This is a genomic window from Actinobacillus delphinicola (assembly GCF_900638385.1).
Taxonomy (GTDB): Bacteria; Pseudomonadota; Gammaproteobacteria; order Enterobacterales; family Pasteurellaceae; genus Actinobacillus_C; species Actinobacillus_C delphinicola.
The window spans coordinates 1,100,625-1,119,016 of record NZ_LR134510.1 but is presented as its reverse complement, the minus strand read 5'-3'; the positions used below and the strand labels follow the sequence as shown (position 1 = coordinate 1,119,016).

The window sequence follows — 18,392 nt, the reverse complement described above, 5'->3', positions numbered from 1 at the left end:
TACCCATACTTTTAATGAAGAATTTATTGTAAATCTTCTCAATGGTTTTTAAAGCACCCAGCAACTGACAGTCGAGAGATTGACATTTTGCGACAGACACGAGGTCGAAAACCCTGTACTGCTGTGACATAATATTTTCATAATTAGAAAGAGAAATGTAATGAAAAGAATGTTAATTAATGCGACACAAAAAGAAGAGCTTCGTGTCGCACTCGTGGACGGTCAACGCTTATTTGATCTAGATATCGAAAACACCAGCCATGAACAAAAAAAAGCTAATATTTATAAAGGTAGAATTACCCGTGTTGAACCAAGTTTAGAAGCAGCCTTTGTTGATTACGGTGCTGAAAGACACGGATTCCTACCCCTCAAAGAAATTGCCCGCGAATATTTCCCTAAAGATTACGCTTATCAAGGACGCCCTAATATCCGTGATGTTCTTACAGAAGGTCAGGAAGTTATTGTCCAAGTAAGCAAAGAAGAACGTGGAAATAAAGGTGCGGCACTTACTACATTTATCTCACTTGCTGGTAGTTACTTGGTTATTATGCCAAATAATCCTAAAGCAGGTGGTATTTCGCGCCGTATTGAAGGTGACGAACGTACAGAATTAAAAGAAGCATTAAGTTGCTTAGATGTACCTGAAGGTGTTGGGTTAATTGTAAGAACTGCAGGTGTAGGCAAATCACCAGAAGAATTACAATGGGATCTTAAAGTCCTTCTCCATCATTGGGAGGCAATTAAGCAAGCTGCTCAAAGTCGCCCTGCACCATTCTTAATTCACCAAGAAAGTGATGTTATTGTTCGTGCAATTCGTGATTATTTGCGTCGAGATATTGGTGAAATTCTGATTGATAATCCAAAAGTCTTTGAAAAAGCGAAGCATCAAATCAAGCTTGTCCGTCCAGATTTTCTAAACCGCGTAAAACTTTATCAAGGCGAAGTTCCTCTTTTCAGTCACTATCAAATCGAATCCCAAATTGAATCAGCATTCCAACGTGAAGTGCGTTTACCATCAGGCGGTTCTATTGTTATTGACGTAACTGAAGCTTTAATTGCAATCGATATCAACTCCGCTCGTGCAACCAAAGGTAGTGATATTGAAGAAACCGCACTTAATACCAACCTAGAAGCAGCAGATGAAATCGCACGCCAATTACGCCTACGTGACTTAGGTGGTTTAGTCGTTATTGATTTCATTGATATGGGACCAGTGCGTAACCAACGGGAAGTTGAAAACCGTATGCGTGAAGCCGTACGCCAAGATCGTGCTCGCATCCAAATCAGCCGTATTTCACGTTTCGGTTTATTAGAAATGTCTCGCCAGCGCTTAAGTGCATCGCTTGGTGATTCTTCTTCTCATATCTGTCCTCGTTGCCAAGGAACTGGAAAAGTTCGTGATAATGAATCATTGTCTTTATCTATTTTACGTTTACTGGAAGAAGAAGCATTAAAAGAAAATACCAAACAAGTTCACTGTATCGTACCTGTGAAAATTGCGACTTATCTTCTTAATGAAAAACGTAAGGCCATTCATAAAATTGAGCAACGCCATAATGTATCCATTATTGTGGTACCGAATGAAAGCATGGAAACACCACATTTCCACGTTTTCCGTATCCGTGATGGTGAGGAATCTAATGTACTTAGCTACCACTTAACTAAATATCATGAAAAACATGATGAAATGACCGATCAAGAAGAAGCCTTGATTTCCCGTCAAATTGAAGCAGCAAACAACTGCAATAGTGATAGTCCAGCTGAAAATGCGGCAGTATGTTTAGCGATTGATACGCCTGCTCCAACCCCAGTGAAAACAAAATCACCATCGCTCTTTAGTCGTTTCCTTAAAGCGATTCGTAATTTTTTTGCAGCTGAAGAAGAAAAACAACAGCCAGTGAAAAAACAAACACGTAAAAATAATCGTCCAAAACGTACTAATGAAAATCGAGCTCAACGTCGTCGCCAAGAACCTTGCAATACACAGCGTACAGAACGTCCAGAAAATACGGATAAACTTGAACAACGCCAAGAACGTAAAGTCAGAGCACGTAAAGAAAATAAACCACAAGCTGCGGTAAATCTAGAGAATACTCAAGATAGCAAAGCAAAAGTGGCGAAAGAGAAAGAAACTGTTGTAAAACAAGAACGTCGTGCACGTCGTGAACTGAATAAAAAAGTTCGTGTAAATAAAACGACTCAACCAACAGCAGTAGAAAATGCCAAAGAAGTTGTCGCTAAAAATACTACAGAATCCACAGAAATAAATACCATGGATTCTCAGGCATTGGCGCCAACACCAAAAAAAGTACGCCTTTCTGAACATAAGAAAAATCAGCGTAATGTGGCGAATAAACAGGTAACAACATCAGAAGATACCGTTGTAAAAGCGAAAGTTTCTGAAGATCAGACACCTACTACATCTAGAGAGAAAACAAAGGCTCCTATTGATCATTCTCATGCCTTAACCAAACAAGCTGACAATGAAATCAATTTAGCGCCCCATGTTTCTAAAGAGGTAGTAATTGAAAATGATGAAACGGTAGAAAATACCAATAAAAATAATCGTCAACGTCGCTTACCGCGTCATTTACGTTTAAATAATTCTCGTCGACGTCGTCAAGATGAGAACAAGGCACCGATGCCAATTTCAGGAGGCGTCGCTTCTCCAGAGTTAGCAATGGGAAAAGTATGGGTACAACAACCTGCATCGCCTAATAATGCCAAAAAAGCACCAGCTACAATGCCATTTATGTCAGTAGATGAGCTACTTGCAAAAGAAAAAGCGCAACAAACCACATTGCCAGAACCAGCAGAAGCATTCATTGTGACAGAAGAGAAAACACAAGCAGTGGTTCCTTTTGAAAATATGATTGCACAACCTGCTAATGAAGCAGTAGCGAAAAAAATCCAACAATCATTAGATCGCCTGAGTAGTTCAGAGCCAACACAATGTGTAGCTCAACCTCTACCGTCTAATGAAACAACATTAGCAATGCAAGCCTACCAATCTCATTATCAATTTAATGGTCGAATTGGTACATTCTCAACAGTAATGCACACTATGTCCGAACCGACTCAAGCAATCGCTGTTGAAGAAGCCCATGCCATCATGCCAATCCAAATTTGGCAGCACTCTCGTTACCATTTTAATGGTAAAGGTAGTGCGGGATACAAAGGTGCTACAAGCCATGTTCATTCAGAACCAACTCTTGCATCCTTTGCGGAATAACGCATCATCTAATAAAAAATCCAGCTACGGCTGGATTTTTTATATCTATTTAGGCTCAATACTCAAAATCTTAATAAATTCTTCCGATTTTTCGGGCGTCTCTTGAAAAATTACGTGCCAACGAATATTAAAATCATAAAGATCCACGCCATAAACTCGATCTTGCCCTTTGTCCTTATGATAAGCAGGTCTCGGATCCTGTGCTAAAACATCGTTAATAAAACGTATAAAATTCGGGATCCTTCGTGATATTTCTTGTGCCTGTTGTAATGCCAAATCAGTAAAAATAACATCTAATCGTGGTTGAGGTTTCTCTTGAGCAAAACTAGATTTTGCATTTGGCTCACTGTCTGCATATGCCAGATAAGGCTTTATATCTAAAATTGGAGTACCATCAACAAGATCAACGGCGCCAACTTCTAGAAAAACTGTTCCCTGTTCACAAACGATCCTTTCTAAAGCAACTTTTGAAAGCCCTAATGGATTCGGACGATGCGTAGCACGAGAGGCAAAAACACCAACACGTTTATTTCCTCCTAAACGTGGCGGACGAACCGTTGGTTGCCATTTCCCTGTTACTATATGGTTAAACTGAAAAATTAACCATAAATGTGAAAATTCCTCTAATCCACGTACAGCTTCAGGCGTATTATATGGTGGTAATAATTCTATTCTTCCTTTCCCATCTCTCACTAAATCAGGTTGTCGCGGTACCGCAAATTTCTCTTTATATGGCGTATGAATGATGGCTACGGTATTTAAAATTAATTTGTCATTCATAAATATCACTTAAATTTTAAAATTTAGAATAAAACATTATAGCATAATTAGATATTCTATTTTTAGATAAAATTACTTTTATTATCTTATATTTATAAAATAAATATTTCATAAAAATATAAATAAATTTTATTTTAATCTCATTCTATAACTCACTTTAGTAATGCCAAAAATATTTCTTATAATATATAAAGTACTACTTATCCGACCAGTTTATATGAAAATTTACTATCTGATATTTCTCAACCTATAATCGTTAAAATTTAAAAATTACTTTAAGGGTCATCATTTATAATGATAAAAAAATTAACCATATTCTCAATAGTTATTGGTACCATTCCATTTTCTTACGGTCAATTTAAAGACCCATTACGTCAAGAAGAAAGTAGATTAAAAAATCAAAAAACACAAATAGAAAGTGAAAGAGCTTTAATCAAAGCTGAAAAATTTTTATCTTTACATACCACTAAAGAAGTAAAAGAATCACAAAAAGTACCAACAGGAAAGATTTATAAAATTAATACTATTAGTGTAGATCTAAATCATGAAAATATTAATTTAAATTTTGAGCCTATACTTAAAAAGTATGAGAATCGTAATCTTACAACGTCCCAAATATTGGCATTAGTAAAAGAATTAACAGAAGTTCTTAAGCAAGCTGGATATTCTACTAGTGCTATTGGATTAAAGAATAATGATATTTCTAATGGAAAACTACAATTCATAATTCACTGGGGAAAAGTAAAAGGATATAAAGTAAATAATGCTATTGCTTCATCTTTTAAAGATAAAGCTATGCTGACTACGTTACCAAATTTAACTGGAAAACCATTAAATATTTTTGAACTCGACCAACTGATTGAATTAACCAATAGAATCAATAAGTCAACCAATATTAGAATCCTTGCTAGTGAGGAGTTGGAACAATCTTATATTGATTTAGAGACGAAGCGTACGACACTTCCTCATTTCTATTTAGGTTTCAATAACTCTGGTGCAGAAAATAATGAAAATGGTAAGAATCAGCTCACTGCATCTGTCTTTGGGAGTGATTTATTAGGTATCAATGACTATTGGTCCTTGTCATCAGGGTACCGATTGTACAAGCATTCTAAACGAGATCATCAAAATAATTTCTCCGCAAATTATGGTTTGCCATTAGGTTTCTATAATTTGGATTTAAGACTATCTCGTTCTGATTATAGTCGCGAATTAATTGGAAATTTTGGGCGCTATAAAAGTGAAGGTAAAAGTAAAAATGCAGGGGCAAGAATTACCTATCTTCTAGAACGGAATAAATACCATATTATTAACCTTTATGGGGATATAGACTTTAAAAAGAAAGAAAACTATCTTGTAAATCGACTTATTAGTAATGATAAAGAAAATAGAGCAACATTGGGTATTTCTGTAATAGGCAATATTTTTAATGGAAAAATATATACTAATCTAAGTTATAGCCATGGTTTAAATTGGTTTAATGCAAAAAAAATGGCAATAAAAGATAATCATGCCAAAACGATGCATCTTTTAAATCTAGATATAACATGGGATAAAGACTTTCTTTTAGGGAGAGTTTTTAATTATCAAATAAGATTTGGTAGTCAATATAGCCCAACTAACTTATTACCCGATAGCCAGTTTAGTATTGGGGATGAATATACAGTAAGGGGATTTAAAGGCAGTAATATTTCAGGGGATAGTGGATTTTATCTATCACAAACATTAACACTCCCCTTTTATCCTCAGAAAAGTTATCTCCACTCCCTATCACCTTTTATCGGATTTGATATGGGTGAAGTAATACAAATGTATCCAAGGAAACGAACAAATATATCTGGATTTGCGATAGGTGTGAAAGCCAACAATCCTTATTTCTCTACTGCAATTACTTATGCCAAACCATTAAAAAATATTTCCTACAACACTAATGGTAATAAGCATGTAATTTATTTAAATATGTCCGTATTTTTTTAACTTTTAAGGAGTTCATATGAACAAAAACAAATATAAGCTTATATTTAGTAAATCTAAGCTGTGCATGATTCCTGTTGCAGAAAATATTACGACTGCTTCAGGTGCAAACAAGGATAAATCAGAGAAAAACCAAACTGATAATACCATGTTTTTTGGCATTAATCGTCTATCTGCCCTTGTACACATTAATTTATCTTCATTCAAACAAATCGTTAGCTTAAAAGCTTTATCTGCTTTTATTTTGGCAACCTCTTCTGTAACTACTTTTGCTAGCGATGCCCTTAAAGAAATCAATAATATTCGTGTAGATAATACGCAGACAACACTCCGCCAAGCGCAAAATGGTACGGTGATCGTAGATATCGCAAAACCAGAATTTGATGGTATCTCAGATAACCGCTTTAAAGAATTTAGCACTCAAAATGGTGCTGTTTTCAACAACAGTTTACAAAATATGCAATCTCAACTTGCGGGAAATGTCTCTGCGAATAGTCACCTACAAGGAAATCACGCAAAAGCAATTTTAAACCAAGTAACTGGTAACGATCGAAGCTACCTGCAAGGTGGTTTAGAAGTCTTAGGTGGAAAAGCTGATCTTCTTATCATTAACCCACATGGAGTGACGATCAATGGTGTACAAACCTATAATACAGACCGTTTTGTCGTTTCAACCAGTAACGTAATTGATCCTAAAAAGGGTTTACACCTTGATGTTGATAAAGGCGATATCCTTATTGGAAAAGATGGTTTAGCAACGGATGGTCTATCATATTTAGATCTTGTTGCTAAAAAAATTCATCTACAAGGTGCTATTGCTCAAATTAATAAACAAAAAACCTCTGGCACAGAGATCAACCTTGTTGCAGGTTCTTCACAATATGATGTAAAAAATCGCCAAGTAAAATCAAAAAATGTTACAAATAATGATGTTGTAATTACAGGTGATGAAGCGGGTGCAATGTATGGTAAACGTATTAATTTCATCACGACAGATAGCGGTGCTGGTGTAAAACATAAAGGTATTATTCTTTCTGAAAGTGATCTTAATTTTGATACAAATAAAGGCAGTGTTGATCTAGATCGTACCCATGCCAAACGCAAAATTCACGTAAAAAATACAAAAGACTTGACTGTTCGCCAAAAACTTGAAGCATCTCAAATCACAATTGATACCGATAGCTTACATAATGAAGGCGCTATAAAAGCAGCCCGTCATTTAAATATAAAAACTAAAGGTGTGAATAAAAATACGCATACCAATGATTTCCATAATAATGGCGAGATCATTAGTAATGATAAGGCAACATTAACTTTCAAGGATAAAACCAGTTTTGATGCGGCTAAACACAAATTGGTCAAAGCAAAAAATGATCTTACCTTGAATACTGAAGAATTTAATCTAGATAAATCTCAAAAAGTTGAACTAGGATCCAATTTCCACCTCAATTCTACGCTTTTTGAGAATAAAGGACGATTGATTGGCACAAAAGACATCGATTTATCCGTAACTGGACCTATCCAAAACCACGGCATAATTGGTTCAAAAGGTAACCTATTACTTCAATCAAAAAATAGTAGTGTAAACAACTTTGCCACAGGCTCAATTTTTACTGAAGGTTTCCTAAATATTGATGCTAAGCACGAGGTATATAATCTTGGCGATATTTTTGCGAAGAACAAGATCACTATTGCTGCAACACATCTAACTAATGATGCGAAATTAAAGGGTCAAGTTACGACAGCTAATGGTAATACGCTTACAGCGAACCACTACCATTACCATAGTTCTCGTTACGATGATTACCACGCAGAACTCAAAGTGCCTGAATTCCAAAATCAACTTGGCGTAGAAAGTTTTGGTCGAATCCATGGTGAGAATGGATTTAAATTTATCCAAAAATCACCTATGGCTGGAGAAAAAGCAGGGATCTTCAATCATAGTATTCTTAGCATCAATGGCAGATTCGATAATGAAGGAACCAAACAGATTGTTAACCAAGCCAAAAATAAAGTTATTGACCTCATTAGCGACTATTTAAAAAAACCAGCAGAAGCATCCGTATCGTTTACACCAAGAGCGCTTTTATTTAATAGCGGTTTAAGCGGAACTGTAACGCTTAAAGCTCAAAATTTATATGGCTTATTAAATCAAATTCTATCAAACGAGTATCCATTAAAAACATGGAACTATTATGGTAGTGCCGTAGAGGCAATGAAAACGCTGAAATCGGTAAAATCAGAAACATTCCAGAAAATGATGACTGTTATCTTTGGTCAAAACTGGGATCAGCAAAATTATCAAACATTAAAAGAAAATTGGGCAAGTTTTAATAATCATACAGAAAGTCGTCTCCTTAATTTCTATTCTTCAGCTAACAAAGCTAAATTGCTTGCAAGCGAAATAACAGGACAAGCTCAGCTCTTAAAAAATGGCTACAATGGTGAAAAAGGGAAATATCAACGTCAAATTAAAATTGGCGAGAAATTTATTAAAGTTCCAGAAGTAACCTTTGCATCATTAGAGGATGTAGATAATGCTGTATTAAAAGCTGGAATTATTAAACTTAAGACTCAACAAACACACAATGTTGGTGATATTAAGGGACAACACATTGATATCGAAGCAAAACAAAAGATTATCAATGAAGGCAATATCATTGGCGATAAAGAAGTTCGTCTTAAAGGACATAAAGGTATTGAAAGTAAAAGCACGGTCATTGTAAATGGTGATGGTAGCACTTCATTACATCGTGCGAATATTCAATCTAAAGGGCATCTTCACCTTGAGACCGATCGTCAACATGACATCGATATTGAAGGCTCTAACGTTGAAGGCAAAACCGGTTTCATTAAAACCAAAAACCTCAATTTAAAAGATGTGAAAACAACATCTAGTGAACGTAAAGAAACCAATATTCATTCAAGACTTTCAAATAGACTTATTGGTACTCAAACCACCGAACAAGCGAAAGTTAAATCAGAAGGAACAAATGCCGAATTTGATCACTTACATCTTGCTATAGAAGGCGATGTAAATCAGAACGGTAGTGATGTGAAAACAAAACGTTTAACAGGTATCGTTAAAGGTAACTACAATACGAAAGCTGGAGAACAAATTACCCACACTGAAAAAAGCGAAAACGTGACTCAAATTGAGCTAGGTATAGCGGCCAATGTAGGGGGTAAAAAGGCTGCACTTCGTCTAGATGAACGTAAAGGTTTTGAGGCAAATGTTACTGATGACGATAAATTTGGTTTAACCGCTGATTCTGGTATTCGCTTTATTAATGAAAAATCAAAACGTACAGAACTCACACATAAAAATAGCCAACTAACAGCAGAAACTGGGACATTACATGTCCTTGGTAACGCAAACATTGGCGGTGTAGATATTAATGCAAACATTACCTCAACTCCACCAACAGCTGGAACAAACAATGTTCCAACGGAAAATAAAGGTAGCGACAACACAAAAATATCTCCAATTCCGAAACTAAGCGAAAGCGAAATTCAGAATTTAATGAGTGAAAAAAATGCAGATTTCTATAAGAAAGAAGCTCAATCTCATAAGCAAGAGAAAAATCAAGGATTTACTCTAGATGCGCAGCGCATTACTTCGGAAAAACAGAAAGATGAATTACACGAAAGCCAAACAAAATCTAACCTAAAAATTGGATTATCTACTGAAGGGCATTCAGCTATTGGTGATACGGCTAATAAAATTATCCGTCATAGTACTGAATTAGTAAAAGGTGATGCAAATGCAGCACTTAAACTTGCAAATGATGCATTAAGTGGAATAACAGGCGATGCCATCGGAGGAAGTCTAACTGGTGGACTCGATGCAAATAAATCGACAAAAGTTGTCGATCAAACATCAGATAACCGTACACGTCTTGGAGGAAATACTCGTTTAGTTTCTCATAGTGACATCGAACTCAAAAATATTGAGTCGAATAAAGATAGTAATATCACATTAAAGGCTCAAAACAATGTGACATTAAAAGCAGGTGAAACTGATCGCCATGAAACATCACAGGAATTGAAAATCCAAACATCTGCAACAGTAAGCGGAAGTTGTGGTCTCACATCTAGTGGCTGTGCTATTGGTATTAACCATAAGATCGGTGGCGACTATAATCGTCAAAATACGACAAGCAAAACTTTCCAAAATAGCAAATTACAAGGTAATAATATCAGTATTAGCGCTGGAAAAGACTTAACACTTGCTGGGGCGAATGTAACGGGTGATCACGTTCATTTAGATGTAAAAGGTAAAACACACGTTGAATCCAAACAGGATGAACTCAATCGTCGCGGATACAATGCAGGCTTACACCTTAATACAGGCGCAAGTATTGCAACCGATCTTTCTGTCAAACCAAGCATTAATATCAGTGCAAAAGGAGGGATAGAAGTTGAAAACAAACGCCAAGTTAATGAGCAGTCTGGAATCAAGGCGAATGCTTTAACGGGTCATTTAGAAAATCTAAAACTTGTAGGCGGACATATTATTGGTAACAAATCTGAATCTAATCTCACTGTTGCTAATAAAATTAGTGCGAACGAATTACAAGACTCCCATCATAAAGATGGCGGAAATTTAGGTCTTTCTATTAAGATCGATATCAAAGATGATGGGGATACAGACTTATCAAAAAGTTTTATCAACGGTGGTCGAGCAGCACAAAAACATTATGAAGCAACTCAAAATGTTACAGTAATTGGTGTAAATCCTGCCCAAGGTATTGATGGCAAAACAGTTAACCAACTGAACCAACAATCTACTATTACGCAAAATACTGATGTCGCAGCAAGTCAAATACAACTTTCACCAAAAGACATTAAAGATATAGTCGATAAAGCAAAAAATGCTCATGAGAAAGCTGAGAAAATTGTAACTAAGCTCAAAGAAGCGGCCCATACCGTTAAAGAAAAACTTTCTGGTATTAAAGATACTATTCCAGCCCCTCAACAAAAATAATTTTTTGTAGCATCACATAATAGAAAAGGTTAGCCGAGTTGCTAACCTTTTTTATCACGTCTATTCTGAAAAATATCAGTTGGTAGCACTTCTAAGAATTAAAGAGTAAAATAGCGCCTCTTTTCTAAAACAGTTAAACTACACTTTAATTTGAATTATGAATACATCTTTTCTCAAAAGCTGGCTCGAAACTACTCGGCCTAAAACGCTACCATTAGCTGCTGCCTCTATCATCATGGGTTCGGCACTTGCTGCATGGTCACACCATTTCAGTTGGGGAATCACCTTACTTTGTTTACTTACAACATTATTCTTACAAATTCTCTCAAATTTCGCCAACGATTATGGCGATCATCAAAAAGGATCGGATACTGAAGAGCGTATTGGACCACTTCGTGGTATCCAAAAAGGCGAAATGACTGCTAAACAATTAAAACTCGGTATGATCGTTATGATTATATTAAGTTTAATTAGTGGTGCGTCTGTCATTGCCCTCGCCTATACCCAACCTTCTGATATTTGGATATTTTTAGGTCTTGGTATTCTTGCGATTCTCGCAGCAATTACTTATACCGTTGGCAAAAAGCCTTATGGTTATTTAGGACTTGGCGATCTTTCCGTATTAATTTTCTTTGGGCTACTTGGCGTTTGTGGAACGTACTACTTACAAGCTCACCAACTTCCAGGAAATATCTTTTTACCTGCTTTTGCAACAGGTTTCCTTGCCTCTGCTGTTCTAAATATCAATAATTTACGAGATGTCGATCAAGACAGAAAAGTAGGTAAAAACACATTAATCGTCCGAATTGGGGCAAGAAATGGTTGTATTTACCACGTCTGCTTACTTACCCTTGCAGCCCTTTTTGATCTTATTTTTGCAAGTTTTTATTTTACCCACTGGTACTGCTATATTTTCCTTATTGTTTATCCATTCCTTTACAAACACTTACGTTTTGTTTGGAAACATCAAAAAGGCGAAGCATTACGCCCATTGTTAGGTCAAATGTCATTGCTTGCCCTCGCAATAAATTTATTATTCAGTTTAGGTTTAATCTTAAGTTAATTCGCATTATACTAGTTTGAATATCTGAGCAAAAAAGGAGCATTTTATGTATATTGATACTTCCGAAATCTGCGATTTTTATCCAGATGATGTCGATGTTATGGATCCAATTTTTACGCATTTCGGTGGCATTCAAGCCTTTCATGGAAAAGTCACTACGGTAAAATGTTATGAAACTAACGGCTTAATTGCAGAAATCCTTGAAGAGGACGGCCGTGGGCGTGTTCTCGTCGTTGATGGTGGTGGCATTATGCGTAGTGCCTTGGTTGATGCGGAACTCGCACAACTTGCAGCAGATAATCAATGGGAAGGTATTGTCGTGAATGGTGCCGTACGCCAAGTACAAGAACTTGCACAAATTGATATTGCCATTATTGCATTAGGGGCATTCCCTGTTGGTGCGTTTGATGAACAACTCGGGGATACCGATGTCCCGGTTAACTTTGCAGGCGTTAGCATCTATCCCGATGATTATATTTATTCTGATACCACAGGTACTGTCTTGTCAGGTATTCCATTAGATATCGATCATGATTTAGATGATGAAGAGCTTGATGCTGACGCATTAGATAAATAAAAACAAGATCAATAAAACACGCCCCAATTTTCAAAAAAATTTATGAAAATTGGGGCGTTCTACTAAATAATTATTTATAAACTTTCAACTGAACTTATTACTTTAAACTACCCACCATATCTTCTGGTTTTACCCATTCATCAAATTGTTCAGGGGTAACATAACCTAAGTTAATGGCTTCTTCGCGTAAAGTAGTCCCATTTTTATGTGCAGTCTTCGCAATTTTTGCCGCTTTTTCATAACCAATATGCGTATTCAATGCAGTCACCAACATCAATGAATTTTCAAGTTGCATTTTGATGCGTGCATAATTTGGTTCGATACCTTGAGCACAATGTTCGTTAAATGATTGGCAAACATCACCAAGCAATTGCGCTGATTGTAAGAAATCTGCCGCCATAACGGGTTTAAATACATTAAGTTGGAACTGCCCTTGCGAACCAGCAAAAGAAATAGTGGTATCATTACCTAGCACCTGTACACCAACCATTGTCATTGCTTCACATTGCGTTGGGTTAACTTTACCCGGCATAATTGAAGAACCTGGTTCATTCGCAGGAATAATAATTTCACCAATCCCGCTACGTGGACCTGATGCTAATAAGCGAATATTACTTGCTACATTAAATAAGCTCATAGCTAACTGTTTAAGCGCACCATGAGTTTCAACAATTGCATCATGCGTCGCCAATGCTTCAAATTTATTTTCTGCAGTAACAAATGGTAATCCTGTGAATTTCGCAATATATTCTGCAACTTTTACATCATACCCTTGTGGTGTATTTAAACCTGTACCGACAGCAGTACCACCTAGCGCTAACTGAGAAAGATGCGGTAAAGTATGCTTAATCGCTTCAATAGCAAATTTAATTTGTGCCGCATAACCAGAAAATTCTTGCCCTAACGTAAGCGGTGTCGCATCCATAAGATGAGTACGCCCAATTTTTACGACATCTTTAAATTCTTCAGATTTGGCAGCGAAGGTTTTTTGCAATGCCTCAACGCATGGCAATGTGTGTTCTACAACTTTTTTATAGGCTGCAATATGCATCGCAGTTGGGAAAGTATCATTTGAAGATTGAGATTTATTTACATCATCATTAGGGTGAATATAAGATTTTTCACCGAGTTTGCCGCCGTGAAGAACATGAGCACGGTTTGCCACAACTTCATTCACGTTCATATTAGATTGCGTACCTGAACCTGTTTGCCAAATAACGAGCGGAAATTCATCATCTAACTTGCCTTCAATAATTTCATCACACGCTTTAGCAATCAAATCACGTTTTTCTAACGATAACACGCCAAGATCATAGTTCGCATATGCAGCAGCTTTTTTTAAATAACCAAACGCCTCGATAATTTCTTTTGGCATAGATGCAGCTGGACCTATTTTAAAATTATTGCGGGAACGCTCTGTTTGGGCTCCCCAATATTTGTTAGCAGGTACGTTTACATCCCCCATTGTGTCATGTTCAATACGATATGTCATTGTAATACCTCTTAAAAATATAACTCTAAATGGAGTGTAGCACTTAGATAAAACTAACTAAATAACAAGAAAAGAAAAACGAGATCATGATCACATTTTTTATAAAAAAAGTACTGCACCGAAGTGCAGTACTTTTATTAATTTGTCATTAACTTCTATCAAGATCAGTTATGATTAAAGCCACCGTGATCTGCGCCCAATGCTTTCACTGGATGATGTTCTTTAAGTTCGTCAATAGCTCGTGCAAAATCTTGTAATAACAAGCTTGCCATATCAAGACCGAAACCTTGTTTTACAATAATACGTTGAACGACAATGCTTTCTGCATTCGCTGGTAATGAATATGCTGGAACTAACCAACCTCGAGAACGTAATTTATCTGCTAGATCATACAGGCTAAATCCAAGATCTACGCCTTTTTTGAAGGTCCACGTTAATGCTGGGATACCTTCTTTTGGATCGCCACGATAAATAAAATCAAAGTATCCCATTTTATCCAATCCGTTTGATAAAAATTGTGCAGTTTCATAACAAGCACTTTGGATCTTTTTATATCCTTCAAAACCTAAACGGGTAAACAAATAGTATTGTGAAATAATTTGTCCTGCTGGACGGGAGAAATTAATTTGGAAAACTGGCATATTACCGCCAAGATAGTTCACATTGAAAATTAATTCTTCAGGTAAGTAAGATTTATCTCTCCAAACAACCCAACCCGCACCAAGTGGAGCTAATCCAAATTTATGACCAGATGCACTAATTGATTTAACGCGATCTAGACGGAAGTCCCAAAGTAAATCTGGTTGGCAGAATGGTGCGCAGAAACCACCACTCGCTGCATCAACGTGGACTTGAATATCAAGACCTTTTTCTTTTTGTAACTGATCTAATGCAGTACAAAGTTCTTGAACAGGTGCATATTTACCTGTGAAAGTTAAACCAAACGTTGCTACCACACCAATCGTATTTTCATCAATTTGGGAAAGCATGCTTGGCCCATCCATATAAAAACGATCGGTTTCCATCGGAACTTGACGCATTTCAACTTCCCAATAACGACAAAATTTATCCCACACAACCTGTACAGGACCACAAACTAAGTTTGGTTTATCGGTACTTAAGCCTTTAGCTTTACGTGCATTTTTCCAACGTCTTAGCATAGCCATACCGCCTAGCATACAAGCTTCTGATGAGCCAATACCAGAAGTCCCTACTGGATTTCCTGTTTTGGGTGCATTCCACAAATTAGCAACAATATTCACACAACGACGTTCAAGCTCTGCAGTTTGTGGGTATTCATCTTTATCAATTAAATTTTTATTGATTGATAAATTCATCAAGTCACGAACATCATCACAAACATAAGTTTGGCAAAATGTTGCTAAATTTTGGCGTGCATTACCGTCTAAGAAGAGTTCATCTTTAACTAATTCGCGGATGACACTAGGATCATTCTCTTGTTGAGGCATCACTTTCTTAGGTAAAAGCGATTCAGATTCTTTGGTCCCAAAAGTCGGATCATCATATTTACTAGCTGCATTAATTTCATATAAAGCCATATATATCTCCTTAGTTCTTCAAATATAGGCTATACCCAAGTGTATTGGCAAAATGAGTAATCATTTTCAGACCTTTTACACTATTACCACCAGCATCTAGTGGTGGTGCAAAAGCAGCGATACCTAACACATTCGGGACCACGGCAAGCAAACCACCTCCAACGCCACTTTTCCCTGGTAATCCCGCTGTATAGGCAAAATCACCTGAACCGATATACAATCCTTCCATCACCATTTCTGCAAGAATATGAGGAACGTACGTTTTATGTATAACTTGTTCTTTGGAAATTGGATTTTGACCGCCATTGGCAAGCGTTGCGGCCAAAATAGCAAGATCTTTTGATGTAACTAATGTTGAACATTGTTGCGTATAAACTTCGCAAGCCTCCATAGGATCACAGAACATATGCTCAGCAGAATAAAGTAGCCACGCAATTGCTCTGTTATGGAAATTTGTCGTTTGTTCAGATTGATTAACGATATCGGAGAGTTTCACATCCGATGTCATCATTTTTTGTTGCATGTTTAAAATGCTTTCCCAGCGTTCTTGTTTATTCGCTGCTTTCAATAAACTCACAGTGGACATTGCACCAGCATTCACCAATGGTGAAAGGGGTTTATCTTTATGCAATTCCAATGCCATGACAGAATTAAATGGTAATCCTGTCGGGCTATCGCCGATTTTTGTACGTACTTTTTCCACGCCGACCTGTTCCATGGCAAGTGCGAGCGTACACACCTTAGAGATACTTTCGATAGCAAACGGATAAGTATCATCACCAATGGAATAAATTTCCCCATCAACCGTTACAACAGTTAAAGCTGTAAGTTTAGGATCAACCTTTGCAAGACAAGGAATATAACTCGCATTTTTTCCTTCAGTTATATCCTTATATTTTTCAAACGATTCTTTCAATACTTGTTGAATTTTTTCACTTGTGTTCATTATCTAACCCTCATTAAATAACTTATTAACCTATTTCAATTAAGCCTTAGCTGTATCATCTGCTTGTGATTGCGATGATGATGCATTGGCTTTATTTTGAAAATGAGCCTCCACGAGTTCATTCGTCTCTTTTGTAGATGGATTAATAATACCGTTGTGAACTTTTTCAATTTGCCACGTAAATGGTGCGAATGTTGAATTTGGATCGACCCAAATTGATTTACGACGTGCATAAATAACAAACGGAATAATGCAGAAAATCGTAGTTAAAACAAGGAGAATCAACACATAAGTATATGGACTACCAACTGGAATTTGACTTGGTGGAATAAAGCTAAAACAAAATGCTAAAGCAGAACCTAAGAAACCAACCCCTCCAACAACCCACATTCCAGCATTACCGCCCGGAATTTTATATGGACGTGGACGATTTGGTTGACTGTAACGTAGATAAATTGCCGCAGCAAACATGAGTAGATACATGATCAAATAAAGAATCACTGTTAATTGACTGAGAATTTGATATGCAGCTTGTACAGATGGAAGAACTACAAAAATAATTGATAGGAAAGTTACAATAAATGCTTGGATCAGTAATAAATGTGTCGCAACACCATGTTTATTACTATATTGCCACCAGCGTGGTAAATACCCTGCTCGGCCCACCGCTAACATACCTGCAGATGGTCCTGATACCCAAGTAACAATACCAGCCAATACCCCTAAGGCTAACGCAATAGCAATAATTGGTGCAGCCCATGGAATACCTGCCCATTGGAACATTTTATAGAAAGTGATAAGTAAACTTTGAACTAAGTTAATATCTTTTTGTGGAATAACAAAAGCAATTCCCAATGTACCAAATACAAAAATACATACCGTAACTGCGGAAGCGATTAAAACCGCAATCGGATAATTACGTTTCGGATTATCAATTTCAGTAACATGAATCGCATTCATTTCCATCCCAGCATAGAATAAGAAAATACTTGCAGCTAATACTAAATTATTAAAATTAGTAAAATCTGGGAAAATATCAGATGCTTTTAAAGGAATTTATGATGGATCACCTGCAATTAGATAAGCGAAACCTAGAATAATTAGAATAGCTGCTGGAATAATGGTACCAATAATACCACCCCATTTTGCTACTTGAGAAAAAGCTCTAGTACCTTTTAATGAAATGAAAGTCGCGATCCAATAAATGGCTAAGACAACGAATAAAACAAAACCTTGATTCGCTGCAATTGATGATGCCTCACCAGTATTTGGATCTATAAATGCTAAAGATACAGCACCGAAGGTTAGACAGGTAGGAAACCAAATTGTTACCTCTATCCATAACATAAACATTGCTAGAAAGGCCCACTTCGGTCCAAACGCCTCACCAACCCATCTAAATACCCCACCAGTCTGAGGATAAGTAGATGCTAATTCCGCTGCGACCAATGATACTGGTATTAAGAATACAACGGCTGCAAAAATATAATAAAATATGGAACTCATTCCATATTCTGCCTCTGCGGGTAAACCACGCAAACTCACTACGGCAACAATATTTAATACAATCAAACTTGTTAATGTGAGTGCTTTACCCTTTTTCTTTTGAGTTGTTGACATAATCATCTCCTCTTAATAATTGGATAAAATATTTTTGCAGGATTCCATCAAACTGATACCCATTAGCAAAACCTAACCATAAAATTATCTAGGGGATCTATTAGATCATTTTATGAACTAATTGTTGTTATACTCAACTAAAGCTGCATTATAAATACTCAT

At 36.5% G+C, this 18,392-nt stretch carries 9 protein-coding genes and 1 pseudogene; 5 read left to right on the top strand and 5 right to left on the bottom strand.

The window, feature by feature from the left end:
• The first annotated feature begins 160 nt into the window (after positions 1-160).
• On the top strand, positions 161-3,232 hold the full coding sequence (gene rne, locus EL259_RS05235; RefSeq protein ID WP_126599648.1) for a ribonuclease E: 3,072 nt from the start codon (positions 161-163) through the stop codon (positions 3,230-3,232).
• Positions 3,233-3,277: 45 nt separating this feature from the next.
• Here the strand turns inward: rne and tsaA are convergent, their stop codons facing one another.
• Entirely contained in the window at positions 3,278-4,012 is a 735-nt protein-coding gene (tsaA, locus tag EL259_RS05230; protein WP_126599646.1) for a tRNA (N6-threonylcarbamoyladenosine(37)-N6)-methyltransferase TrmO, read from the bottom strand.
• Between the two features lie 294 nt (positions 4,013-4,306).
• Here tsaA and EL259_RS05225 point away from each other — a divergent pair, with 294 nt between their 5' ends.
• The 4 genes from EL259_RS05225 (at position 4,307) to rraA (ending at position 12,613) form a co-directional block, all read left to right on the top strand.
• On the top strand, positions 4,307-5,989 hold the full coding sequence (locus EL259_RS05225) for a ShlB/FhaC/HecB family hemolysin secretion/activation protein (RefSeq protein ID WP_126599644.1): 1,683 nt from the start codon (positions 4,307-4,309) through the stop codon (positions 5,987-5,989).
• A gap of 16 nt (positions 5,990-6,005) precedes the next feature.
• Positions 6,006-10,973, top strand: a complete 4,968-nt coding sequence (locus EL259_RS05220; RefSeq protein WP_126599642.1) for a two-partner secretion domain-containing protein — start codon at positions 6,006-6,008, stop codon at positions 10,971-10,973.
• Between the two features lie 157 nt (positions 10,974-11,130).
• Complete coding sequence (locus EL259_RS05215) at positions 11,131-12,036, top strand: 1,4-dihydroxy-2-naphthoate polyprenyltransferase (protein WP_126599641.1); 906 nt, start codon at positions 11,131-11,133, stop codon at positions 12,034-12,036.
• 46 nt (positions 12,037-12,082) lie between these two features.
• Positions 12,083-12,613 carry a ribonuclease E activity regulator RraA gene (gene rraA, locus EL259_RS05210; protein ID WP_126599639.1) on the top strand — a complete coding sequence of 177 codons (531 nt, stop codon included), beginning with the start codon at positions 12,083-12,085 and terminating at the stop codon, positions 12,611-12,613.
• 97 nt (positions 12,614-12,710) lie between these two features.
• On the opposite strand, the gene fumC is transcribed toward rraA, so the two are convergent.
• The 4 genes and pseudogenes from fumC to gadC form a co-directional block, all read right to left on the bottom strand.
• Positions 12,711-14,105 (bottom strand): class II fumarate hydratase, encoded by a 1,395-nt coding sequence (gene fumC, locus EL259_RS05205; RefSeq protein ID WP_126599637.1) that lies wholly within the window; start codon positions 14,103-14,105, stop codon positions 12,711-12,713.
• Between the two features lie 164 nt (positions 14,106-14,269).
• Positions 14,270-15,664: a glutamate decarboxylase gene (locus tag EL259_RS05200; RefSeq protein ID WP_126599635.1), complete on the bottom strand. Its 1,395-nt coding sequence runs from the start codon at positions 15,662-15,664 to the stop codon at positions 14,270-14,272.
• Positions 15,665-15,674: 10 nt separating this feature from the next.
• The gene (gene glsA, locus EL259_RS05195) at positions 15,675-16,610 is read right to left on the bottom strand and encodes a glutaminase A (RefSeq protein WP_126599633.1); all 936 of its coding nucleotides are present in this window, start codon (positions 16,608-16,610) and stop codon (positions 15,675-15,677) included.
• A 39-nt stretch (positions 16,611-16,649) separates the two neighbouring features.
• Positions 16,650-18,230, bottom strand: a pseudogene (gadC, locus tag EL259_RS08710) (putative glutamine/gamma-aminobutyrate antiporter GadC).
• Positions 18,231-18,392: the final 162 nt, after the last annotated feature.